General features: G+C 50.2%; 19 protein-coding genes. 4 read left to right on the plus strand and 15 right to left on the minus strand.

What is annotated here, in order from left to right:
• Nucleotides 1–44: 44 nt before the first annotated feature.
• Complete coding sequence (locus X474_RS02545; protein WP_082464087.1) at nt 45–1,085, minus strand: helix-turn-helix domain-containing protein; 1,041 nt, start codon at nt 1,083–1,085, stop codon at nt 45–47.
• 336 nt (nt 1,086–1,421) lie between these two features.
• On the opposite strand from X474_RS02545, the gene X474_RS02555 reads away from it, so the two are divergent.
• On the plus strand, nt 1,422–2,030 hold the full coding sequence (locus X474_RS02555) for a ZinT/AdcA family metal-binding protein (protein WP_044346544.1): 609 nt from the start codon (nt 1,422–1,424) through the stop codon (nt 2,028–2,030).
• Between the two features lie 570 nt (nt 2,031–2,600).
• Here X474_RS02555 and X474_RS25940 read toward each other — a convergent pair.
• The 8 genes from X474_RS25940 to X474_RS02600 all read right to left on the minus strand — a co-directional run bounded on the left by X474_RS25940 (nt 2,601) and on the right by X474_RS02600 (nt 11,529).
• On the minus strand, nt 2,601–2,777 hold the full coding sequence (locus X474_RS25940; RefSeq protein ID WP_156360582.1) for a hypothetical protein: 177 nt from the start codon (nt 2,775–2,777) through the stop codon (nt 2,601–2,603).
• A 933-nt stretch (nt 2,778–3,710) separates the two neighbouring features.
• Nucleotides 3,711–5,141, minus strand: coding sequence for a sigma-54-dependent transcriptional regulator (locus X474_RS02570; protein WP_044346547.1), 1,431 nt, complete (start codon nt 5,139–5,141; stop codon nt 3,711–3,713).
• Nucleotides 5,113–6,831: a transporter substrate-binding domain-containing protein gene (locus X474_RS02575; RefSeq protein WP_052514768.1), complete on the minus strand. Its 1,719-nt coding sequence runs from the start codon at nt 6,829–6,831 to the stop codon at nt 5,113–5,115. Before X474_RS02575 ends, X474_RS02570 begins: the two co-directional genes overlap by 29 nt.
• Before the next feature lie 120 nt (nt 6,832–6,951).
• Nucleotides 6,952–7,650, minus strand: coding sequence for a cysteate racemase (gene cuyB, locus X474_RS02580; RefSeq protein WP_197281931.1), 699 nt, complete (start codon nt 7,648–7,650; stop codon nt 6,952–6,954).
• A 125-nt stretch (nt 7,651–7,775) separates the two neighbouring features.
• Entirely contained in the window at nt 7,776–8,777 is a 1,002-nt protein-coding gene (cuyA, locus tag X474_RS02585; RefSeq protein ID WP_044346549.1) for a D-cysteate sulfo-lyase, read from the minus strand.
• Between the two features lie 130 nt (nt 8,778–8,907).
• Nucleotides 8,908–9,123 (minus strand): Rid family hydrolase, encoded by a 216-nt coding sequence (locus tag X474_RS27140; protein WP_353743121.1) that lies wholly within the window; start codon nt 9,121–9,123, stop codon nt 8,908–8,910.
• A 49-nt stretch (nt 9,124–9,172) separates the two neighbouring features.
• Nucleotides 9,173–10,516 (minus strand): dicarboxylate/amino acid:cation symporter, encoded by a 1,344-nt coding sequence (locus tag X474_RS02595; RefSeq protein ID WP_044346550.1) that lies wholly within the window; start codon nt 10,514–10,516, stop codon nt 9,173–9,175.
• A gap of 737 nt (nt 10,517–11,253) precedes the next feature.
• A complete protein-coding gene (locus tag X474_RS02600) occupies nt 11,254–11,529 on the minus strand; it encodes a hypothetical protein (RefSeq protein ID WP_052514769.1) in 276 nt (91 codons plus the stop codon).
• A 114-nt stretch (nt 11,530–11,643) separates the two neighbouring features.
• Here X474_RS02600 and X474_RS02605 point away from each other — a divergent pair, with 114 nt between their 5' ends.
• Both X474_RS02605 and X474_RS02610 read left to right on the plus strand, forming a co-directional pair.
• Nucleotides 11,644–11,841, plus strand: a complete 198-nt coding sequence (locus tag X474_RS02605) for a transposase (RefSeq protein ID WP_197281932.1) — start codon at nt 11,644–11,646, stop codon at nt 11,839–11,841.
• A 247-nt stretch (nt 11,842–12,088) separates the two neighbouring features.
• Nucleotides 12,089–12,721, plus strand: a complete 633-nt coding sequence (locus X474_RS02610) for a DUF2867 domain-containing protein (protein ID WP_052514770.1) — start codon at nt 12,089–12,091, stop codon at nt 12,719–12,721.
• A gap of 629 nt (nt 12,722–13,350) precedes the next feature.
• On the opposite strand, the gene X474_RS02615 is transcribed toward X474_RS02610, so the two are convergent.
• The 6 genes from X474_RS02615 to X474_RS02640 all read right to left on the minus strand — a co-directional run bounded on the left by X474_RS02615 (nt 13,351) and on the right by X474_RS02640 (nt 21,264).
• On the minus strand, nt 13,351–14,022 hold the full coding sequence (locus X474_RS02615; protein WP_156360583.1) for a TorD/DmsD family molecular chaperone: 672 nt from the start codon (nt 14,020–14,022) through the stop codon (nt 13,351–13,353).
• A gap of 71 nt (nt 14,023–14,093) precedes the next feature.
• Entirely contained in the window at nt 14,094–14,795 is a 702-nt protein-coding gene (locus X474_RS02620; RefSeq protein ID WP_052514771.1) for a 4Fe-4S dicluster domain-containing protein, read from the minus strand.
• 14 nt (nt 14,796–14,809) lie between these two features.
• Entirely contained in the window at nt 14,810–17,374 is a 2,565-nt protein-coding gene (locus X474_RS02625; RefSeq protein WP_044346553.1) for a molybdopterin dinucleotide binding domain-containing protein, read from the minus strand.
• Nucleotides 17,375–17,802: 428 nt separating this feature from the next.
• A complete protein-coding gene (locus tag X474_RS02630) occupies nt 17,803–18,678 on the minus strand; it encodes a sigma-54 interaction domain-containing protein (protein WP_269433147.1) in 876 nt (291 codons plus the stop codon).
• Nucleotides 18,679–18,690: 12 nt separating this feature from the next.
• On the minus strand, nt 18,691–19,650 hold the full coding sequence (locus X474_RS02635) for a PAS domain-containing protein (RefSeq protein ID WP_082464091.1): 960 nt from the start codon (nt 19,648–19,650) through the stop codon (nt 18,691–18,693).
• Between the two features lie 468 nt (nt 19,651–20,118).
• Nucleotides 20,119–21,264: an aminotransferase class V-fold PLP-dependent enzyme gene (locus X474_RS02640; RefSeq protein ID WP_197281933.1), complete on the minus strand. Its 1,146-nt coding sequence runs from the start codon at nt 21,262–21,264 to the stop codon at nt 20,119–20,121.
• 227 nt (nt 21,265–21,491) lie between these two features.
• On the opposite strand from X474_RS02640, the gene X474_RS02645 reads away from it, so the two are divergent.
• Complete coding sequence (locus X474_RS02645; protein ID WP_197281934.1) at nt 21,492–22,853, plus strand: aminotransferase-like domain-containing protein; 1,362 nt, start codon at nt 21,492–21,494, stop codon at nt 22,851–22,853.
• Nucleotides 22,854–23,118: the final 265 nt, after the last annotated feature.

Consider the following 23,118-nt stretch of genomic DNA (forward strand, 5'->3'; position numbering starts at 1 on the left):
TCCGGCCCGAGCCGGATGGCATCCCTTGGATTAAGAATTGCGGGTCAGGCGGCGGACTCGGGGCTTGGGAGTGAATAGAAAGGATTCCCGGCTGTTTCCTTTCTGTAGCGGCTGGGCTGAATTCCATAATAGTCCAGAAAAGCCTTTGAAAAATGACTTGAATTGGCATATCCGGCTGCATAGGCGATCTCAGTCAGGCTCAAATCATCTGCCGCCACCAGTTCCAGGCTCCATTCCAGCCGTTTTTGGCGCAGCAGTTCAAAGGGAGAGCAGCCGAAAACAATTTTGAAATACTTGATCAGCCTGGGGTGCGACATGCCTGCGGCCCGGGCCAGATCATGGATGGAAGGAGGGTTCCGCGGGTCTTTGAGCAATAGATCCCTGCAAGCCAGGATGTTTTGCATTAGCTGGCCGCTCACGCCCTCCACCTGCCCGGGCGCTTCAGTCAGCATGTTCAATTTCAGGGCAAACAGTTCAAGGGCCTTGGCTTCCAGGAAAAGCCGCCTTGCCTGCCCCTGATAACGGCATTGCAGGATTTGGGTTAAAGCATAATCCATGGCCGGGGAATTGATGTTTTTTACAAAGCAGAAGGCATCTTGGCGTTCCCGAGGTTTTTTCAGTGTTTCCCAGAGGCTATGGGTGGTGGGTTCGATCAGGCCCGAGCATGCGAGCCTGTCCAGGGGAATGGTGAGGGCAACGGCTTCGAGGCACTCCCCTTTGGGGGCCTGGCGCACTGTTTCCGGGTCCGGAAACCAGCAGAGGCAGTTGAATCCGGCTTCCATTTCAACGCCCTGCTTAAAATAAGAATTAATATTCAGGGATCGGCCCCTGAGGGTGAATACCAGGGCCAGGTCGTCTGTGTCGTCCATAAGCCGGGCATATAGTCCGTTATTCAGTCTGCACCGGCTGATGGTCATTGTCAGCCCATAGGGCAGGCATTCGGTTTTGAAATGCCCGCTTCCCAGCTCCGGGGGTAGACGCCAGGTTATGCTGTTGCCGGACCGTTCTGCCGGGTGAATAGAAGTCAGCGCTCCCCCGGGTCCGGAGGGGGCCATGAGAACACCATAAGCTGAAGAAGACGCCATGCTGATTCCACCTGTTTTGGGCCTCGCCAGGGCGGGCGCGGCCGGAAACTGTTTGAATCGTAATTATATTATTGTTTTTGTAAAAACAAAAAGATCGACGGTTGTTTTTTCAGCAGATGCAAAAGAATTTTCACGGATTGGTATGATCTGTCTTTTTTTCGCCCAGAATCAGCAATTGAAAAGAAAAACCGGTTTGAGAACAGCCAGGGTTGGTTGTAATGAGCCTTAGATCCAAACAGGCCTCTTCGGGCAAGGCCGCCGCTTGAAATCGGCCTTATCCCGAACTCTCGGTTCCCGCTTTTCCGAGAGGCCCGGCCTGACTAAATGGAGGAAAACATGAAACGCGTTATTCTTTTACTTTTGAGCTTACTTTTGATATCCGCCACCGCTGTTGCCGCTACTTTGGTGACAGATCTCTCCCCCTGGCAGGGGGAATACATCTCGCGGATCACCTTGATCCGGCATCCGGATATGCAGCCCCTTTACCGGGACACGGCAAAAGCAGCCGCCGTAAAAGGTAAATCCTATACTTCAGAGCAAGTCAAAGCCCACCTTGCCCGCACTTTCCGCACGGACTTTGGCAAAATTAAGATCAAGGGCAATTCCATCACCTTTTATCCTTTGGATAAAGCATCCTCACCCCTTACCAGAGCCTACACATATGCCGGTGAAAAATCCGACTCCTACGGCAAGATGAAATTTTCCTGGCATGGATTCACGGCCGACACCAAGGATGCCCCTTATAAATTCCTTTTGATGATGAAACCCCACCAACATAACAAAGGGGTCCCTCATTTCCACTTCAGGTATTCCAATAAATCTTTCAAGGCGATTATCGGCCCTGAAATCGAGTATTGGTGGCCCACTTTTTTGCCACTTAATGTTGATGTCAAGGAGTTTAGAAAGGGAACGGATCCTAAACTCTTGGCGCGCCTTCTGCCGTGACCCGATGAACCAAAACCACACGCAAGCAAGTCCCGCCCGGTCCGGAACTCATGGGTCTGTGAGCGGACCAGGTGAGGTTGGGATCTTATAAAACAATTTGCATTCAGGGCGGAAAATTTGAGCCTGCGGCAAGCGCATGCCCGGTGGTTGTGGCAGCCGGGAAAGGGTGATCCTTCCCCGGCTGCCCAGATCCCATTTTAATATGCAAACCCTTCGGGTTCCTTCTGCGGCAGTTTGCCCGGGTTGAGCAAGACCCATTCTGGCCTGCATTTTGTCCAAACTTATTCCGTCTTTGCCGGGAACACTTTTAACAACCGTTTGTTTTCATGCCCCGGCATGACCCTGGGGTTGGGCAAAAAGCTCCTTTAAGGTGCGGGCCACGAGCCGGTAAAATTCGCTATCGGCATGTTCTGCTAGCTTTTCTCCCACTGCGCGGGAAAAGGGGCCCAGGTGACTCTCCAGAACAATCCGCTGAAGGTTGTTGCCGTCCTGTGCGTCCGCCCCTGTATTGTAAGAACCTTAGATAGTGTCCACCCTGCTTAAGTGTTTTCCGCTGCCGTTTGTCTGGTTTTAGCTGCCGACGACGCAGGAGCCCACCGTGTCGCCCACCTTGATGGTAATGTTGTTTCCGCCGCCTTGGGCACCCTCGCCCAGAAAGTCGGCGGCTTGGCTCAACGAGGGATTGATTGGGCAATTGGCCATGAATGTAATCAGCAGTATCAGAAACAGACCCAGTCGGTTGAACATGTGTATTTCAGCCTTAACTTGATTATCAGAATGAAACTTCGGGCAAACCATTTTTCAGGTAAGGCAATACAAGTGTTTGCAAATCGAAGCGATTCGCCACAGCTAGCTTTAGCACAAAAGGCGTTTGCTTATCTTGATAATTTTCGATCATCGGTTCTTTTGGGTGGGAACTGAGCTGTGAGTCATTGGGGATAATATGGTTGAATAGCCTTTCCTTCTTCCATATACATTGTGACAAAAAACGCATAAAGACAGGGGCGCAGAGCGGGATATAAACTTACAAAAAGCAGGATATGCTGGCAAGTGATCCTGCCTACCGGCTTCGGGCCACCCGCCAGGGAGAAAGGCGGAATCCAGCTGTTTTCATGTATAGGTTGGCGGCATTGATTTTCTGGTATGGCCAGTTAATTTCAGTCTTGCTTTTGTTGGCATCTTCATTTGTGGCATATGGCGTGGAGTCAGGGATTCAGTTTTCAGGCCCTAATGTTGTATCCCGCGATTGAAGAAAATTGAAAATGACCTGATCAATCGTCTTAAATTAATTAATGATGTACCGATAATAGATCAAATAATCATGCCCCAGAACAGGCAATTTCCGGGCAATCCAGAAGAAAGTATCAACTATTTTATTAAATATCCAGTCATCAATTGGTATTCCGATTTTTCAAGGCGATTGGAATGATTCCAATCCCCCAAAAATAGAAATGCCGGTGCTCATGGGGCGTTCCAAGACGATATAGTTTTTTAATAAAAAAGTGGTCGCAACTTACTTATTTTGAAAGCCAAAATCTGACTCCAGAGATTGCGGCCAGATCTTTGATTTTGCCTAAGCCGGTTTGCCATATTTCGAGTGACCCTCACCCATCAAAGCGTATACGCTCAGTTTGTTCAATGAATTTGTTAAGGTTAATAAGCCTATTTTTCACAGTGTCATTATCTATTCCCGGCCTGGCCGAGCTTTTTCAATCTTTTGCTGAGGGCCGGCTGGGAAATACCAATCAGACGGCAGGCAATCGACTGGTTTCCTTTCGCACGATGCATGGCTTCAAGTACAAGCATGTCTGTAACTTTGCGAATATTGGGAAGCGGCTCAGATTGGCTGAACACACACTTGCGGTCTTCCTTTTCGTCGATTGGTAGATTAACGGGATAAGTCATTTTCCCCATCTTTTTTTTAAAAGAATCCAGTGAGAGCACCCCGCCTTTGTGGGTGCTTACGGCATCAAAAACCATGGATTGAAGCTGTCTGATATTCCCCGGGAAGTTGTAGTTTGATAAAAGGGTCGGCAACTCTTTTGGATAAGTGGGAATTTTTTTATTAATGGCCTTGCTGGCCTGCTCCATGAAATGATTTAGGAGGACTTGGATGTCACCTTTTCTATTACGCAGGGGAGGAATGTCTACATGATGGGTATACAGCCTGTAATAAAAATCTTTTCGAAACTCTCCGACAGCCTCTTTCTTTTCTAAATCCTGATGAGTGGCTACAATGATTCTTGATTTAAGCCTTTTGGGTTTATCGCTGCCCAGTGGGTAATATTCTCCATTTTGTAGAAGGCGCAGGAGTTTAATCTGAGAAGGAATGCTTAAGTCTCCGATTTCATCAAGGAACAAGGTTCCTCCCGCCGCCTTTTCGATCATACCCACCCGATGGTGGTTAGCGCTGGTATAGGCTCCGGGCACATGGCCGAAAAGAGTGTCTGAAAAAATTGTGTCGTCCAGGCCTGCCACATTCACGCACACAAGGGGGCCGTCATCGCCGCTCAGTTCGTGGCAGGCTTTTGCGATCAGTTCCTTGCCTACCCCGCTTTCTCCTGTAATGAGAATCGGTTGGGAACTAGGGGCTACGGATTCAATGTATTGAAAAATGGATTTCATGGCTTTGTCATTTGTCACGATTCGCCTGAAAACTTCCGGGTGGTCCAGGGATTTTCCCAAAAGGCGTTTGCGGATTTCCTGGTGGGCTTGCTGCATTTCAATGAATTGAATGGCCCTTGATATCCCCCTGACCAGACGGTCTTCCTCCGTGGTCTTTACATAGTAATTAATCGCCCCCAGCTTCACGCATTCCACAGCATTTTCGATCAGGTTGATGCCGCTGATGATGATGACCCCGATCTCGGGGTAGTCACGGCTGATGATTTCAAGTATGTCCCTGCCGGAAAGGCCGGGCATATTCAGATCCAGGATAATAAGCCCAATTCCACCTTGATCTATAATTTCAGGAACTTTCCGGCTGTCTTGACATAACGCAACATTATTGATTCCACCGAGCCTTTCCAGTGTGAGACTCAGGCTCCTGAGGAAGGGCGGTTCGTCATCCACAAGCAGGATTTTAAATGCAGGATATAACTTTTTTTTCACTGACAGGATACTCCTTCACAGGTATGGAAAGGCGCACATTGGAGCCCCTTCCCGCATTGGATTCAAAAGTTAAAGTGCCTGAGTGCTCCTTGACGATATTGGCAGATACAGAAAGTCCCAAACCTGTTCCGCCGGAGTTTCGTTTTGTAGTAAAAAAAGGGTCGGTCAGATGCCCGATATGTTCCGGCGCAATGCCCGCTCCCTGATCTTGGATTTGGACTATAACACTGGCGCCATCCCTGGAATTATAAGAACTGATAATAACGGACTGCTGCCTTGAAGTAAGCGCCTGACAGGCATTCATGAGAAGGTTGACGATAACCTGTTCAATCCTCTGTATGTTGCACATTACAGGTTTCAACTCTTTTCCACGGATGAATTTAAAATTATCGGTTGCCTTTTTAAGATGGCTTTCCACTAAACGGATACTGGTGTCGATGATATTGTTTATGTCTATGGGGGCCATGTCTTTGGTGTCTTCAATCCTGCTGTAATCTTTCAAGTCTTCGACAATCCCTTTGATTCTCTTGGCCCCTGCCAGCATCTCGGAAATTATTTCGGGCAATTCATCCCTGAGCCGGTCGTAATCCAAACCGGCCAGAGTAAATTCGGGATGGTACCGGTAATACTCATCCATGACAGGAAGCATATCCTCAAAGGCATCCTTAATGATAGGGGTGTTGAGCAGCACAAGGCTGTTGGGATTGTTGATTTCGTGGGCCACCCCCGAGGCCATGATCCCCAAGGTCGACATCTTGTCTGCCTGGATAAGCTGTTGCTGCTGCTGGTATATTTCATTGGTTCGAATGGCCACTTCCCTTTTCAATGTACGGTTCCAGTACATCACTCCAGCTAGAATCAAAACCAGCGGTATGATGACCACAAGGCTGGTTTTGATTATCAACGTCCAGGCAATGGTTTTGGGTTCGTATACTCCGAACCATTTTTCATAAATTTTTTGATGCCTACCTGTATTCTTCAGGATAGATAGTCCCTCATTTAAAAGGGCTAAAAGTTCAACATTTCCTTTTTTTACGGCATAACAGTATCGGAAGCTTTTAATGGGAGTTCCGGACATGACCAGGTTGGAAAGTTGCAGCTTTTTCCCTAAATACTGACCAGGAAGGTTGGCTACCACCGCATAGTCATGTTTACCGGATGCCAGCAACCTTAACGCCGAAGCATGGGTGTCAGTAGGGATGAGGGTGACATTCATTCCGCTGTTTAAAAATGTATCGTGAATTGACCCCTTATTCTGGATGATAACTTCCTTTCCACTCAGAGATTGCATATCCGGGGCAGGGGCGTCCCCTTTTCTGTGGAAAATGGATTGATGAATGATGGCGTGGGGGGGCGTGAAATCGTAGTTTTTTTGCCTTTCGTCGGTGTAGACCATGCCCTGAAGTGCGTCGACCTTGCCTTCCTCAAGCTCCTTTCGCATTTTACCCCAGGGCCCCAAGCGAATTTTAACTTTTATTCCCATTACTTCAGCAATGGCTTTGGTAAGTTCCACAGCATATCCGGTGGGGCGCCCATCATCATCTAAAAATTCATAGGGAGGGTAATAGAAATCACCCCCAACGGTGATGGTTCTGATATGCGATGTTTTTATTTCAGCAAAAGCAGGACAAGAAAAAAGAAATAAAACGGATAGGATTACCCCAAAACTTAGTCGTTTGATCTTGGCCATTTTACCTTTTACTTTTTTTGCAAGTCACTATCCCCGGTTCTGATCACTATGCAAGATTCAGTGCTGGCAGCCAACCTTTTGCCCTTTGTGTATAAAGGATAACTAAAATTTCAATCAACCCTACCCCTCTTTACTTTTTTTAACAATGTGGGCTGCCAGAACTTCGGCTGCATCCACAACCTCGCATCCCATGTTTCCGGCGGAAATAACGCTTAACTCAGTGCAGGCAATTATCAATACATCAACTTCCCGAGACCGAATTCCCTGGCAAATGGCTTTGAATTTTTCGGCAACATTAGATGAAGGATCTCCCGCCTTCACCGCCTTAATTACATTTAGCAGTGCCTTTTGTTCATCGGCTTCCGGGTAGACAACATCTATCCCCTCTTTCTTGAATCTTTTTTCATACAGCCCGGTCATTAATACGGCCGTAGAGGCAAGCACCCCTACTTTTTTACATGGACGCCGCTTTTCTTTTACTGCGCAAACCACCAGATCAATAAGGTTGATGACAGGAATATCCACGGCAGCCTGAACGGTATCCCAGTAAAAATGGGCCGTATTACAAGGAATGGCCAGAAAATCTGCTCCCCATATTGCAAGACGTCTGGCCATATCCGCCATCTCAGGAGCAGGGCTTTCACCGCAGCCTTCAACAATGGCTTTGATTCGTGAAGGTACTTTGGGATTGTTGTCCACGATACACCTGACATGGTCGATATCATCATCAGCCGGAGTCAGCCGGATAATCCGCTGCATGAGATCAACCGTTGCTTCAGGTCCCATGCCCCCGATAATACCTGCGATTTTTTCTTCCATTTTTTCCATTCTCCTGTCTGGGAGCAATTCATCCTGATACCCGGACGGATGTTAACTGGAATTGTCAGATGACGGGTCCATCCGGGTATCAGGCGTATTTGCATGGATCTTAGATTTATCGACCTTTATTTCCTAAAGGTGTCCAGATAAGCGTAAAGGGCGGGAGAACCTCCGGTGTGCAGGAACAACACGTTGCTGTCCTTGGGAAATACCCCTTTGCGCACCAGATCAATGAGCCCGGCAGCAGCTTTACCAGAGTAAACCGGGTCCAGGAGAATGGCCTCGTGATTTGCAAACAGTTTGACCGCTTCCACCATGGCGTCGGTGGGAAGAGAATAGCCGGGGCCGACATAATCCCCATAGCAGACTATGTCTTGCCTTTCCACACCGCCTTTGACATGCAGCCGCTCTGCTGTTTTCACGGCCAGCTTGTGAACGATTTCTTCCTGGACATCCTTTGGCCGGGAAACGTTCATGCCGCTGATGGGGATATTGCCGTTAACACCAGTCATACCGACCACCATACCGGCATGGGTGCCTGCGGACCCTGAAGGGACAACAATATGGTCAATGCTCAAACGCATATCGTTTAACTGATTCACCGTTTCTTCGGCACATACGGCATAACCTGTGGCGCCAATGGCATTGGATGCGCCGCCGGGAATGATATAAGGGCTTCTACCAGCCGCTTTGAGTTCTTGGGCCTTTTTCTCCATTTCCGCCATCATGTCAGAACCGCCTGGGACAACTTCAATGGTTTTGACGCCCAGTAGTTCAAACAGAAAATTATTGCCTGACGCCTCTTTTTTATAAGACCCTTTAACGCGTTCTTCTAAAACCAGATGACAATCCAAACCTTCTTTTGCAGACCATGATGCGGTCAGGCGGCAATGGTTGGATTGGACGGCCCCACACGTGATGATGGTGTCCGCCCCTTTCTCCATGGCGTCGGCAATGCAGAATTCAAGTTTACGTGTTTTGTTGCCCCCTGCGGAGCCGGGCAGCAGATCGTCTCTTTTTATGTAGAGATTGACTTCGCCGCCCAGAACCCGGCTTAAAGCGGGCATTTCTTCTATCGGGGTTGGGCCTTGAAGGTAATTGCGTCTGGGAAATTGTGTGTAATTCATTTTTTAATTCCTTAAATGTTATGTTGTAGGTTAAACGTTCTAAAACGTCTTCGGTTTCAATGTCCGCACCGTAAATGGTCCTTTAAGGCATTAGCTATAAACGGAGTTGACCGTTTGGAAATTTGAAATATCAGTTATAAAAAACCGTCGTCTTTACAGCTTTCCACAGGCTGGTGTTTGCTGTTTTGGCAATTGCGGCCAAATTTTTCAAAACAATGTGAGCCCGCTTTTCAATGTCGTTTTCCGGTATTTTTCCCATCAAAGGGGCAATGGGTAAAACAAACCCCCGATTCACAATTGCCTGGGAATAAGGTTCCATGGCGGCTTGGGCTCTCTCGGTAGAAATGGTCTGCCTGGGTCATGTTTTTATCCTGTGGTTATGGATAATGAGTTTGCTACTCTACCGTATCTGTTGAAAAAGATGCGGTTTTCAGTTCATCACCGTTGACCCATGCTTGTTCATTCAATTCGCCTTCCGTCTTGGCAACAACGCAGGTGACAGTAAGGTCGCCGGTGACATTGAGAGCGGTCCTTCCCATGTCGAGAAGTGCATCGACACCCAGAATCATTGCATAGGCTGCTGCAACTGCAGAACCTGCCTCGATTTTCAACCCCACAGACTCAAGAACCATCAGAAGCATGATTGCCCCGGCGCCGGGAACACCTGCAGAGCCGATGGAAGCCAATACTGCGGTTACGATAACTGTCATCTGCTGGCTGAAGGTGAGGGGGAGGCCAATGGCAAGGCCGACAAAAATAGCGCAAACACCTTGATAAATTGCGGCTCCATCCATGTTGAGCGTGGCACCTAACGGCAGAGAAAAGGAATATACACTTTTGGATACGCCGAGCTTTTCTTCAGCTACTTCCATGGACACCGGCAGGGTCCCTCCGGAAGAGCGGGTCACGAAAGCTGTAACAATGGCGGCCCTGGCATTAAGAAGAAATTTGAAAAAATTAATGCGATAGAAAGCGAGCATGCCTCCGTATACCAAGAAGGCATGAAAAATAAATGCACAATAAACCGTTATGGTGACAATGGCCAATGGTCCGAATGCCTGTGCTCCCTGTTTTCCGAACACAACGGCAATCAATGCAAAAACCCCTACCGGTGCATACTCCAGAACCCAGCCCACGACCTTGTACATGACTTCAGCACCGCCTTCAAAAAGGGAGAATACGGTGTTGGCTGCCTTTTTAATCCGCTCATCTTTACTTTCGCGCAAATGGGAGACGCCCATCCCGAATATTATTGCAACCAGAATAGTTGGCAAAATTTTACCTGAGGAGATCGCGTTAAACGGGTTGGTGGGGATGATATTTAAAAATGTATCGATAAGTGAGGGGGCATTTAATGCTTTTCCCGTCATATCGGCAGAGGAGGCCAACTGAAGACCCTGTCCGGGAGAAAAGAGGTTGGCAAACAAAACCCCGATACCTACTGCAAGCGCAGATGTAAAGACATAGAGCAGCAAAGATTTCAATCCGATTCGGCCTAATCGGGAAGGATGAATGCTGGCCGATCCGACTACCAGTGTAAACAAAACCACCGGCATTACAATCATCTTCAGCAGTCTTACAAAAATATCTCCTAAAGGTTTAACCCACTGGATCTCCGGACCAATAACTATACCGGCGACAGCACCAAGAATGAGAGCGGTAAAAATTCTAAGTAGTAAGCTGGTATGGAAATACCAACCCATGAGGCCTGATTTTTCTTTTGGTTTTTGTTTTGCCATTTTTCTTCCTCTTTTTAATTTTAAAAATCACATGTAGCTGGTGTAGGATTTTTTCTTGTTATCCCAAACTGTTAACCATCACTACTGAAGCGGAAAAAGCAAACACCACAAAAAAACTATGAGCTAGAACAGCAAACTTAGTGCCAAAATTAACTTGCTCAAAAAAATATAATAAAATTAATAATTTATAGCGAATAGAGGGGGCGAAAAGTAAAAAAAGGGGTATAACTTTTAGGCGGTTTCTAAACAGTAGATGTCAACAAACTCATTGACAATAAAGGCTTTTTGTTAAATTTATTCCAGGTTATAACCTTCTGTTGGTTATAGGGGGGAGCTGATGTAATGAAAATTCCTTCGAGATTTTAAATAATACATTAAATTTTATCAATTTTTATAATTTACATCACATGAAAAAATAGTACCAAAGTCTGTAACAATAGTGTGATTTAAGGGAGCAGAGATTAATGGGAAAAGCCATGGTTTGTTTTTTAGTAACCACTTTTTTACTTAGCGTTTACGATTTTTAAACTTCTTTTCCTGTTTATCCCTGAAAGAGGCTCGCAAAATCCCGGCAAAGCGCCATGCTGTCACATTAAAAATTTGACTGAGCTCATCATAATTGACGGAGGTTTTTGCTTGTTGACTGTGGGCGCCTTGAGCCGGATAATAAATTTCGAAAATCTTCTAAAAACATCAAAATGTTTTATCCGACCTCCTTCTTGAAAATATAAAACCAACTAAAGATTTTTACCGATCAAGGCCGCCACGAAAAAATCCGTTTCCAGTGTGTTGGAAACACGCCGGGAAGGCACCCGACGCGAGCACCGGTCCATTACCGCAACCAGATAAATGAAGCCCCGGCGCATGGGAATGTAAGCGATATCGGCGCGCTTCACATGCCTGGGCCGATCAATGACCATATCCCCTAACAAAAAAGGGTAGACCTTGTTTTCAAGGCGAGGCTTTCTGGCCCTGGGCTTGGGGTATATAGCCGTAACTACGACCTTGCGCATCAAACGGCTTAAAAAGCTTGCGGAGGAAAATCGAAAGCTCAAGCAAATGTATGCCGATTTTACCCTTGAAAACCGTATTTTTAAGCCAACCAAGCCCGGCTAAAAATGGGGGTCTTGGCCTACAACCTGCTGCATATTATCAGGGAGTTTCATTTGAAGGGCGAGGAGGTCAAACGTTCCATGGAATGGTTGATCCGCAGAATCGTCAAAGCCGCATTGCGCATTTCTTACCATGGCCGCCGCTGGTGGGTCCACGTGGCCTCGTCGTTTCCATTGGCCTATCAATTCAGGGCGGCTCTTGGAACTGGCTGAAACGTAACCCCTAAGGATTGACAGGGGGATTGAGAGTGGAATACTATGCGCAAAAAATGGTGGGATAGACATCACTTCCCGGTTTTCAACACAATTATCGGCAAGTAAAGCAAAGAGGTGGTTTCAGGGCCTTATCGGCATACACGTCCGTGGCTACCAAAGCTACAAGGGGCCTCATGGAATAGGTAGAGCTGCGACTGCCGCATAATTTCGGAGTAACGCCCTATTATAATACAAGGAAACAACTATGGATTTTACTGCTGCGGCTTCTACGCACACCAAATTCAACTGGAGAGTCCGTTCTTTGGCTTCCGATTTTTTACTTGAGGATACCTGGGAGTTCCCTTACGAATTCGGTGTAAACGACGGGGTCGATTTGCATTTGTTTCAAAAATCCGCCATTGAGCCTATGATGAAGGGTATTTTTGATAACTCCTTGACTGGAATGCTATTCAAGGTGCGAAAGTTTTTCGGGACTTTATTCGGCATTGATAATAATTTGCATAATTATCCTATCCCTGGCTGCCGGGAAAAGAGCCTTCGGGATCGTTTGCAGGAAAGCGATCTTGAGAAGGACACGCCGGAACGGGCGATGGACATTTCAACGCAAGACTTTATGGACTTCAGACCGGTGTATACCTTTGCTGACGAAACGCTCCACGAACTCTCCAATTCCACCGAGCATACATTAATGCATTATGCTTGGTCTCCCTCTGGGGAAGGGAAGTGGAAGATCCGCCTCGCGGTCTACATTAAGCATCGGACCATTCTAAGTGCGTTTTACATGCGCTGCATCCGACCATTCCGTCATTTCATAGTCTATCCCTATATTTTTAGAAAGTGCATGGAACATTGGGAAGCACGAAATGTGACCGAATAGTTTTTCGGTTTTAAGTGGGGCGGTTCCTTTGTTTCAGAGAAAGTCAGTAAGGCTTAAGATAATATGGCATCGGATAAAACCCTATAAAGTCTTTCGCCCAACTAATTAATTACACCCAAGATTGAGGATAATTCCAAAGTTATTTATCAAAGCGATGGCACTTCCTGGAGGTGCTGAATCATGACTAGTAAAGTAGCTAGGCATATGACAGCCCCCAAGGGATATACATTGCTTCGCCCCACGCAAAACACCAGGAGAAGCGGTGTCCACCCCCACCACCGCTCCAACCACCATCAACAGCTTCACATATCCCAACCCAATGGTGGGTTTCTTCCGGCTCTTCCCCACAAGCCATAGCAGCCCCAAACTCCCAGACCAAGCCCGAGCACGATTAAGCCTGATACGGCATTAAGTGAAGCGTGGGGGAGGCGCCGTGACCCGGAAAGGGTGACCCTCCCCCGGCTGTCCGATGATCGCGCGAACTTTTTTTGTCCGATCCATTCCAATAAGCAAGCCTTTAGGCCTTCCCCCACGGAAGTTTGTCCGGGTTGAATAAGACCCATTCAGGCCTGCATTTTGTCCAAACTTATTCCGCCTTTGCCGGGAACACTTTTAACAGCCGTTTGTTTTCATGCCCCGGCATAACCCTGGGGTTGGGCAAAAAGCTCCTTTAAGGTGCGGGCCACGAGCCGGTAAAATTCACTATCGGCATGTTCTGCTAGCTTTTCTCCCACTGCGCGGGAAAAGGGGCCCAGGTGACTCTCCAGAACGATCCGCTGAAGGCTGTTGGCATACTGTTTCCGTTCCTTGTCATTATTTCCGTTGCTTTTGGCTTCATGAAAGCAGAGATATGCCATGAATTCCAGCTCCACGGCGATGTGATCCGGGGGCAGCTGGAAATGCTCCTCGACCTTCAAACCGGCATCGTAATAAAGGCGTGCGATCTGAAAGGTTGACTCTTGGAGCAGCTTGCCTTCCTTATAGACCGACTCAAAAAGATATACCTGGCGCGGTTTGGACGAAAAGCACATCCGTGTGTACTCCCGCTCAAGCCGCAGCAACTGCTCGGCGGCCGAAAGATCCGATTCGGAATAGCACTTGCCAAGGGCCATAGTCCGGGCGGCCAGGGCGTCCATTCCAAGCTCCTTTATAGCTTCGGCCATGAAGGAGCAATAGCTGCCGGAGCACAGATCAGCCACCAGGTCCGCATCCGGATAATTGAGCGCGCGGGATAATCCGTTGTATAGATTGCCTCTGATACCGGCATCCACCATTTCTATCCGCTCACAAACGGCATCCATTCCCAAAACCTTTCACTTGCCGCCCTCGGGGTTCAGCTCCTTGCCGGAGACTGAATCGCCGGGGGTGTTATTTATTCCTCAGTTTCGATCCGGTTCCGCCTGTCGCTGAATTTTTTCAATCCTCCTATGCCCAGGGCGAGCAGGGCAGGCGTCTTGACCTCAAGGCCTGCAACCTGCTTGCCCTTCACCGGGCTAAGGGCCACCTTGGGGTATCCGGCCTGGATCGGCTCGGGAGCCAGCACCAGGAAGTGTCCCCCGCCGTTTTCCTTGAGGCCGTATATTTTGAGCTTCTGGGCCTTGGCCCGTTCGGTCGCCTTGGCTAAAATGTCCCTGTATTCGCCGAAGACCATGGCGTTGGTGGGACAGGCTTCCACGCAGGCGGGCACACGCCCCTCTTGAATCCGGTGGGCGCACATGCTGCACTTGACCATCTTGTTGGTCGCATCGTCTAGATGCGGAACTTCAAACGGACAGGAATCCTCACATCCACCGCAGCCTATGCACAACTTGGCATCGTAAAGAACCGGTCCGTAGGCCGACTTGGTGAGGGCCGGCTTGTCACCACAGGCTTCCTTGCAGGCCGCCACACAGGCCGGGTCCGAGCAATGCATGCACCGGTGATGGTAGAGGCCGTGATCATTGATTTGCACCCAGGTGCGAAAAAGCCCGCGGGAAGCCGGGTCCTCGAGCCGGTTTTCCTGGATGCACTTGTACATGCATGTATTGCAACCCGTGCAGTAAGTGCTGTCGAGTAATATGGCGTATTCTTTCATCAGTAGCCTCCTGCCTATGCTTTACTGATTTTCACGTGGACGTCTTCGACCCAGCCCATACCGGTGGCGTCGTATTTCTTGACAAGCTTGGGGTTTTTCTGAGGCACCAGATCCCCGTCCCGATACCCCCAGCCCTTGCCGCCATATCTCAGGTTTTTGGCCCGGTGCCCGATGCCGTGGAAGGTCAGCACGCAGTTTCGGCTCACCCTTTCGGTGAGATGGGCCTTGGCTAAAACCGGTCTTGGCAGCTGGGTCATAAACTTGGGATTGTTCTCCAGGAGGACCTTGTCTCCTTCCGCTATACCGGCTTTTTTTGCACTTTCCGGATGGATCCAGACGCAGTCCATGAAGTTGCGCTCGGTCAGAATTTTCAGGATCGGGTTGTTTATGAAATTGGGATCGGCATGCATTATCCAGGGAGCGCGGGTTACGAGCAGGGAGAACTTGTATTCTCCCTCGGGCTGGTGCCAGCGTTCGGTCCAACGCGGGGTGGGGTCGTATCCGGCCTTTACGAATTCATCCACATAGATCCGGACCCGGCCATGGGGCGCTCCAAAGCTGAGCTTAGTGATGTTGCCGTAGTTTTCATAGGGCTTGGACTTGTCGATCCAGAACCCGCCCTTTTCCATGAATTCCTTGTAACTGGAGGCCGCGCCAACCGCCTTGACCGCCTCATCGGAGCGGGTGTCCTTGATCAGTTTGGCCGGATCGCGGCTGCCGTCGGTGGTCCAATAGTCAGGGGCCAGCTCCAGGCCGATTTTCTTGGCAAGGGTCCCCCATCCGATCTGGTCGCCGGGCGATTTCTGAACTGCGGAACCGCCGACCAGGCAGGGATATTTGGGGTAGTAGAGGCGAAGATCGAGCTTGCCCCCCTCGTACTGGTGACCCGCCGCAAAGACATAGTCGCACCAGTAGCCCAGATCATCCAAATAAAGGTTCCAGTCCGCCACCAGCTCCATTTTTTCCAAAGCTGCTTCCAGCATCTGGGGCTGGATCATGGCGAAGAGCCCCCGGTGGGGATTTCGGAAAAAAACCACCTTGGTCTGGACGCCGTTGTACAGTTGGTAGCCCAAGGTTCCGTAATGGCCCGGGGCGGAAAAGTCCTTGTTTTTGTAAATGTCCCAGGTTACCGGGAAGTTGTTTCGTCCGTCGGCCGGGTTCTTCGGCTGGGGCGGATAGGGCTTGCGCAAGGGGGCGACATCATCCAGCCAGGGAATCTTGACATCGTGCAGAAGCAGCACTCCGCCTTCATGGTCCATGGCCCCGGTCAGGAAATTCATGATGTTGATGCAGTGACGCAATTTCCATGAGTTGGCGTAATTGGGCCCGGCCGCATCGCGTTTGAGCGCCGGGACAAACGCCCGGGGGGCCGCCGCTGCAAATTCCCTGGCGATACGGGCTGTGTCGGCCGCCGGAACCCCGCTGATGCCTTCCGCCCATTCGGGAGTGCAGCCTTCAGCACCCTTCAGCAGATGCGCGAGCACCGGCCGGGCTGTGACCCTTTTACCCTTAAGGGTGAAGGTGTAGGGCCCGCCCTCCAAAGCCGGGTCTTTGCATTCGTCTATGTTCATGGCCTTTTTGCCTGATATTGACCAGGCCAGCCAGCGTCCGTCGTCCGATTCCAGATGAAGACCGGTTTTCTCATCTATCAGGGCGGGTGCGTCGGAAGATTTTGTCATGAATTGACGGTTATAGAGCTTTTCCCCCACGATGATCCGGATCATGGCCAAGGCCACGGACAGATCGGTCCCCGGGCGGATATCATACTGTTCACTTGCAAAGGAATCGGCAAGGGTTGTTCTGAGGGGGTTGAACATGACCCGCTTGCACTTCTTGGCCTTGCTTTCCGCCAAGTGGTTCAGCACCCCGGCCTTGCCCACCTTGGAAAAGGAATCAAACCCGAACCAGATTTCGTATTTTGAATCAATGAAATCATAGCCCGCGATATGGTGGCTCGGTGTATAGGTGCTGGAATACACGGCATTAGGCGGGTTGGTCACGGTCAGGCAGTTGATGTAGTAGTGGGTTCCAAAGCATTCGGTGCGCTGGTCGGCCCGGGTCACTCCCATTGACTGGGCCAGCCGGTTTGTATAAGGGTCGCCGGGTGAGCACATGACCATTTCTTCGGGTTTATATTTTTTCAGCCGGTCGATGAATTCGTTCACCGCGGTCTCGGTCTTCATGACCACCCAGCCGGGATCTTCATTGATGCCCCGTTTGGGATTGGTGCGCTTGAGGGTGACCATGAGCCGGTCGGGGTTGTAGATGGAATCAACGAACCCCAGCCCCTTGATACAGTATTTCCCCCGGGAGACCGGGTCTTCCGGACGTCCCTCCAGGGTGATCGCCCGCTCCAGGCCTGTGGCCGGATCCACCGCCATCACCACGTTGTAGGCGCAATCAGCCTCACATGCCCTGGCGCAGACCTGAGGTATTTTTTTGGTGATCCGATACGGAAGCTTTTCTTGGGGATGTTCGCCAAACGCCCACGCGGCCCTCAGGTTCCGAAAGGGAAATCCCGAAGACAGCACCAGGCCGGCAGCTCCCGCCGTGATGAATCTACGCCTTGAAATATCCATTGCGTCACTCCTGTTTAAATTGGGTCTATTCCGTTGCCGTTTCTTGGTGCGGGGTCCTGTTGGCGGATTTTGAATCCGACCTACCGCCGATCTCCTTTGCATCCGGAGCCCGCTATCCATTTTGCGAACCGGTCATACAAATGTAATAGCAAGGCATATGCCATTATTTTAACTATTTGATTTTATTAAATGTTCTCTATCTTGGGATTTTGTCCAGAAAGCTGGAGCAGGGAGGACGGGACAAAAAAGTCCCGTCAGGGAGAGGTGTGCATCATAACCATGGGATTTTAATTGAATATAGAGAAACAGGACAAAAAAGTCCCCAATAGACGCATCCTTGGCGGGCAGGTGTTACAGGCACCCTCGAGGCTGGTGCGATGGGACAAGGGGCTTTAAGGCGGGCCTCTGAGAGGCTCGCCGTGGCCAGGTCAGTCTATGCCAAGGGTTCGGATTTTGCGCAACAGGGTCCGGCGGTCCACACCCAGTATCTTGGCCACCTTTGCACGATGCCAGTGGTGCCGGTCAAGGATCCTGCGGATGTAGCGGCGTTCAAACTCGTGCACCGCCGCACGCAGTGTCTGGGCCTCTTGACCGGGGGTGGGCGGATCCTCGGCCGGCGCAGGCGCCGGCCTATCATTGGTACTTAAAAAATCGAGGTTCCGGGTGCTCATGTAGCGGTGGATGATGTTTTGCAGCTCCCTGACATTGCCCGGCCAGTCATAAGCCAACAGACGGCGCAGGGCGTCTCCGCCGGGGGGAGGTGCGGCGGGAAAACCGCTGGAACGGATAAGCCAGTCGATCAAAATGGGTATGTCTTCCTTCCTATCCCTCAAAGGCGGCATGGTGATGGGAAAAACATGAATCCGGAAAAAGAAATCCTCTCGCATATCACCGTTTTCAACCAACTTTTTTAAATCTTTGTTAGTGGCGGCAATGATGCGCAGGTTCGGGTGCTTCTCCCGGCGTCCGCCCACCGGGGTATAGCCTCTGCCATCGATTACCCGAAGCAGCTTTACCTGCCCGCTGAGGCTGATTTCCCCCACTTCGTCCAAAAACAGGGTTCCGCCGTCAGCCACATCCAGATAACCTTCGGTGTTTTTTTCCGCTCCGCTGAAGGCTCCCTTTTTATAGCCGAAAAATTCGCTCTCAAAGATGGCCTCGGGAACCGCCCCGCAGTTTACAGGCACAAACCGTCCCCCTGAGCGAGGGCTCAAACGGTGAATATGGCGGGCGGCCAATTCCTTTCCGGTGCCTGATTCGCCGTAGATAACCACGGCTGCATCCATGTCGGCCGACTGCTGGATGAGGCGGTAAACCTAGCGCATCGGCTCACTTTTTCCGACCAGATCACCAAAGGTTAAAACTCCGGCCTCCGGAGAGCGCAACAGTTCGTTTTCACTCCTTAACTGAGCTTCCCGCCTGCGCAGTTCCTGCTCCATTTCCTTGTGCTGGGTGAAATCGGTCACGAAACCTTCCACGGCCACAAGATCACCTTGCTTGGAATAGGCGCCACCCCCCTTTTCCCAAACCCATTTTTCATCACCCCCGGCGGTCCGGATGCGGTAGGTCACCTGAAACGATTTTTCCACCCGCAACGCGCTTTCCACTGTGGCGAGAACCGTGTTGCGTTCATCGGAATGAATCAGGTCCGCATAGCTGGGGCCTTTTCCTCCGGTCAATTGTTCCTGCCGGTAGCCGGTCAGCCGGAAACAACCCCTGCTGGCAAACTCAAGAGCATACTGCCCGTCGACCACGTATCGGTAGGCCATGCCCGGCAGGTTGTCCATCAGGGCGGTCAGCCTCTGCTCGCTGCGCTCCAAGGCCTGCTTGGAGCAGACCAGATCCGTAATGTCCATGAAAGACACAACGCTCCGGCTGGTGCCGGAAATCAGTTGGGCCCGCACGGCCATGTGGCGCAGCCCATACTCAGGGCTGGTTATGCGGCATTGATAATCAATGGGAACCTGTCGGCTCAGGCGGCGTCCCAGGTGGTATTGCCTCAGCCGCTCCCTGTCGTCCGGATGGACGAAATCGAAAAGTTTCATCCGGTCTTCGACCATGCTGCGGGGCAAGCCGGTGATGGCTTCAAAGCCGCCGTTGGCCAAGGAGATGGTCATGTCATCTTCGATGAGGATCGTTCCGGTTCCGGTGTTTTCGAAGACACTTCGAAAAGTCCGGTTCTTCAGTTTGCAACCGGTCGCCTTGTCAGCCACCGGAGATGCCTTCATATCAGGACCATTTGCCGAATCCGCAGCATCACCACCATTAGTATACATGCATCACCGCCGTCATAATCCGGGACATGTTGCACAAAAAAGTTGTCCCTTTTCATGTGTGCGCTATTTTTCACAATATTATTTTCAACAACTAAACATCTCCTGTCAACCGGTCTTTGGCTTGTGCTGCTCAAGAGCGGTTCATCATAAGCATTATTCACGGAAGCCAAGTAAATACCTCTCAGTCTGTTGACAAGCAGCCTGAGGGCGGGGCAGGAAAATATCCTCCGAATTCGAGATTTTCAGGCACCCAGAATTATCGTCCGCCGAACAGATATCCTTTTAAAGCACGTAATTCTAACCAGTTGACAAAAATAAGTTTTTGCCAACTGACATCTGGCCAAGTGCGGAAGGACTTTATGAACGATCAAAGCGCAAATCTCTTGCGAGATTTGCGCTTTGATCGCTTTCAGTCAGGCAGGGTGAAGCCCATATTCTTTTCGCCAGGTGGGGAGCCCTGCTTTTTTATCAAAAAACAGCTTTGAGGGTCTCAAACAATCGATCAAGATCGTTTTCATTTATATACAGATGCGGCGCAAAGCGAAGACTGCTGCCGCGGCGGCTTATGAAGATGTTTTTTGATGCCAGCTGGGGGATGAGTTCATCCGGCAGGCCTTGGTCCGAAGAGACTCCCAGAATGTGGGGGCTGCGATGCTTTTTGGGGATCGGTGTCAACCCTATTTCCTGGAGAGCTAAAGCGATTCTGTCGTTGATCTCTTCCAGGGAAGCGGCGATATTGGCAACGCCCCAACCGCCCAGCTGCTCAAGCGCAACCAGCCCGCCGGGAAGCAGGGACGGAATGCATTTCTGCCCCATTTCAAAGCGTCGTGCTCCGGGTTTGTAAACGTCCGAGTAGTTGGTAAGTTTTTCAAAGATTTCCGCTCCATCACGGTTGATCCAGGTTTCCTCAAGAGGCCTGGCATGGTGCCACTTCGGGTCCGCATAAAACAGACTCAGTCCATAGGGGAAAAGCAGCCATTTATAACCTGAGGCTACGGCAAAGTCAGGCCGCACAGCTTCAAAATCCAAAGGCATTGCGCCAAGGGATTGGGTGACATCCAAGGTCAGATAGGCATCCATCACTTGCGCGGCTTTTTTGATCTCCACCAGATCCAACAAAGCCCCGTTGGTCCAATGGCAGTTGCAGACCGCAATGAGCTTGGTTTGGGGAGTTATCCGGTCAAGCACAGCCTGGGTCCAGTTCAGATCGGTTGGCGTTTTGGCCACGACCATGCGCGCGCCAGTTACCTGGCTTAGCCTCAGCCAGGGCAGGTAATTGGATGAAAAAGCCTCCTCCAGCACAATAATCTCATCGCCCTTGCCCATGTGGTCCTCAAGAATGCGGGCTGCCGCAGTCAAGCCATAGCTGGCCGAAGGCACCACTGCAAAGCACTCCGGATTTCCCCCCAAGGCCTTGGCGGTGAGCTTGCGGAATTTCTCCGCATCATCGAAAAAATCATTGGGCTTGCGATCCCATGGGTGGCGTTTGGACAATGCGCCCTTGACCAAAGCATCACCGGCCTTAACCAGCAGGGGCGAATTGTAAGCGCAGTTGAAGTAGGAAATATCCGGCGGGATATCGAATAGATTTCTTTGTGATTCAATGTTGGCCAAAATACCCTCCAAGCAAAAGGAAAGATAAGCTCCTTGGGCTTTTTTTGATACAAAACAGTAATTGCACTGAATAGGATAAGTCAATAAAAACATTGTATATATGACAATTTTATTTCTTAAATACTCTAAATTACTATTTCAAAATCAAGAAAATCAGATCCCATAATTGATGCAAAGTGTTGTATGTATCAAACTGGAGGCAAAAGAAACCATCGAAAGGAATGACCTTGCGCAGCAAGTTTCGCCAAATCGTAGCCAAATTGGCCGAGGATATCCGCACCGGAAGGCTGAAACCCGGAGACCGTCTGCCGACGCACAGGCAATTGGCCTCTGAACACGGATTGTCATTGGGGACCGCCACCAGGGTTTTTGCCGAACTGGATGCCATGGGGCTGACCGTGGGAGAAGTCGGGCGCGGCACTTTTGTTCGGATGAATGCAGACGCCCGGGCGGTTGAGTTCGCTTTGTCCAGTCCGTCGCAGGGTCTGGTTGATTTCAGCCGAAACCATCTTGTTTTACCGGAGCAGGAGGCAATCTTTGCCAGGGCGGTGCAAGAAACCATAAGTGACGGGGACTGCGATGTTCTCGAATACAGGAAAAACGCAGGCGCGGAATATGATCGGCGAGCCGTATGGAAATGGCTGAATGCCGAGCGTGATGCCAAATTGCCCGGCCACGAAGGGCTGACGATTTGTTGTGGGGGGCAGCATGCATTGATGTTGGCCTTGTTGGCCTGCTGTCATCCCGGGCAGATCGTTGCCGTGGAGCCTTACACCTATCCGCTTGTACGCCTGGTATGCGAATTATTGCGGCTGGAGGTTGTGGAAGTGGAAGGCGATGCCCAGGGCATCTGTCCCGAGTCTCTTGATCGGCTTTTTCAAAAGACCCCGATTCGCGCCCTTTTCTGCATGCCCAATATCCAGAACCCGACCTCGATCACCATGCCGCTTGAGCGCAGAAAGGAAATCGCCGCTGTTTTAAGGAAGCGGAAGGTCTTTGCCGTTGAGGACGACGCATACGGCTTTCTGCTGGAAAATCCACCCACTTCGCTTTCGGAATTGGCTCCTGAACAGGTTTTTTATACTCGTACATTATCCAAAAGTTGGGCGCCCGGCCTGAGAGTCTGTTATCTCCTCGCCCCAACCAAGATGGCAAGTCATGTAGATAAGGCCCAACGTGCTTCGGTCTGGATGTCCACCCCTTTGATGGGGTCTGTGGCGACCAGGCTGATTGAAAACGGGCAATATGAAACTGTTGTCGAAGCCAAGCGCCGGGAGGTCTTCAAGCGCCAAGCCATTGTGCGCCGGGTTTTTGATGGAATGAAGGTGATAACCGATCCGCGCAGCATGCACGTTGTATTGCCGCTTTTGCCGACGGTTCGCACCGCCTGGGTGATTGAGGCCCTGGCCGAAGCTCAGGTTCTGGCCTCGCCGATCGGCCAGTTTGCGGCCGACCAAAACTCAGGCAAAACACCTGCGGGAATAAGGCTCTGTATTGGTGCGCCTCGCAATCGCCGGACCATGGAAGCGGCCCTGCAAAGGATACGGCTAATTATAAAGGAGCTGCAACCTAAGTCGGACAGGCTGTGAAGCCGTGAGGCGATGATAGGCCATCACTTTATATTTTTTGGGCCAAACACAGGTAACACCACCTATTAAACACAGTCTAAAAACATTGAATAAAGTTCAAATAGTGTATTCCGGGCAGAGCAAGGACTACAATATCCAAAGGTCAGATCAATAAAAGAGATGCCCGGGCTTATTTTTTCTGTAAAATTTTTTTGAACAGTTTGTCTTTAGTAAAAGATGCTTGTTTGGGTTTCCGCGCTTATTCGGTCTGACAACCTGGATTTGA

The organism is Dethiosulfatarculus sandiegensis (assembly GCF_000931935.2).
GTDB lineage: Bacteria > Desulfobacterota > Desulfarculia > Desulfarculales > Desulfarculaceae > Dethiosulfatarculus > Dethiosulfatarculus sandiegensis.

Coding starts and splice junctions, on each gene's coding strand:
- X474_RS02635 (WP_082464091.1), bottom strand. CDS start 19,650: ATGTATACTAATGGTGGTGATGCTGCGGATTCGGCAAATGGTCCTGAT.
- X474_RS02545 (WP_082464087.1), bottom strand. CDS start 1,085: ATGGCGTCTTCTTCAGCTTATGGTGTTCTCATGGCCCCCTCCGGACCC.
- X474_RS02625 (WP_044346553.1), bottom strand. CDS start 17,374: ATGGATATTTCAAGGCGTAGATTCATCACGGCGGGAGCTGCCGGCCTG.
- X474_RS02555 (WP_044346544.1), top strand. CDS start 1,422: ATGAAACGCGTTATTCTTTTACTTTTGAGCTTACTTTTGATATCCGCC.
- cuyA (WP_044346549.1), bottom strand. CDS start 8,777: ATGAATTACACACAATTTCCCAGACGCAATTACCTTCAAGGCCCAACC.
- X474_RS25940 (WP_156360582.1), bottom strand. CDS start 2,777: ATGTTCAACCGACTGGGTCTGTTTCTGATACTGCTGATTACATTCATG.
- X474_RS02620 (WP_052514771.1), bottom strand. CDS start 14,795: ATGAAAGAATACGCCATATTACTCGACAGCACTTACTGCACGGGTTGC.
- X474_RS02610 (WP_052514770.1), top strand. CDS start 12,089: ATGGATTTTACTGCTGCGGCTTCTACGCACACCAAATTCAACTGGAGA.
- X474_RS02595 (WP_044346550.1), bottom strand. CDS start 10,516: ATGGCAAAACAAAAACCAAAAGAAAAATCAGGCCTCATGGGTTGGTAT.
- cuyB (WP_197281931.1), bottom strand. CDS start 7,650: ATGGAAGAAAAAATCGCAGGTATTATCGGGGGCATGGGACCTGAAGCA.
- X474_RS02600 (WP_052514769.1), bottom strand. CDS start 11,529: ATGCGCAAGGTCGTAGTTACGGCTATATACCCCAAGCCCAGGGCCAGA.
- X474_RS02575 (WP_052514768.1), bottom strand. CDS start 6,831: ATGGCCAAGATCAAACGACTAAGTTTTGGGGTAATCCTATCCGTTTTA.
- X474_RS02615 (WP_156360583.1), bottom strand. CDS start 14,022: ATGGATGCCGTTTGTGAGCGGATAGAAATGGTGGATGCCGGTATCAGA.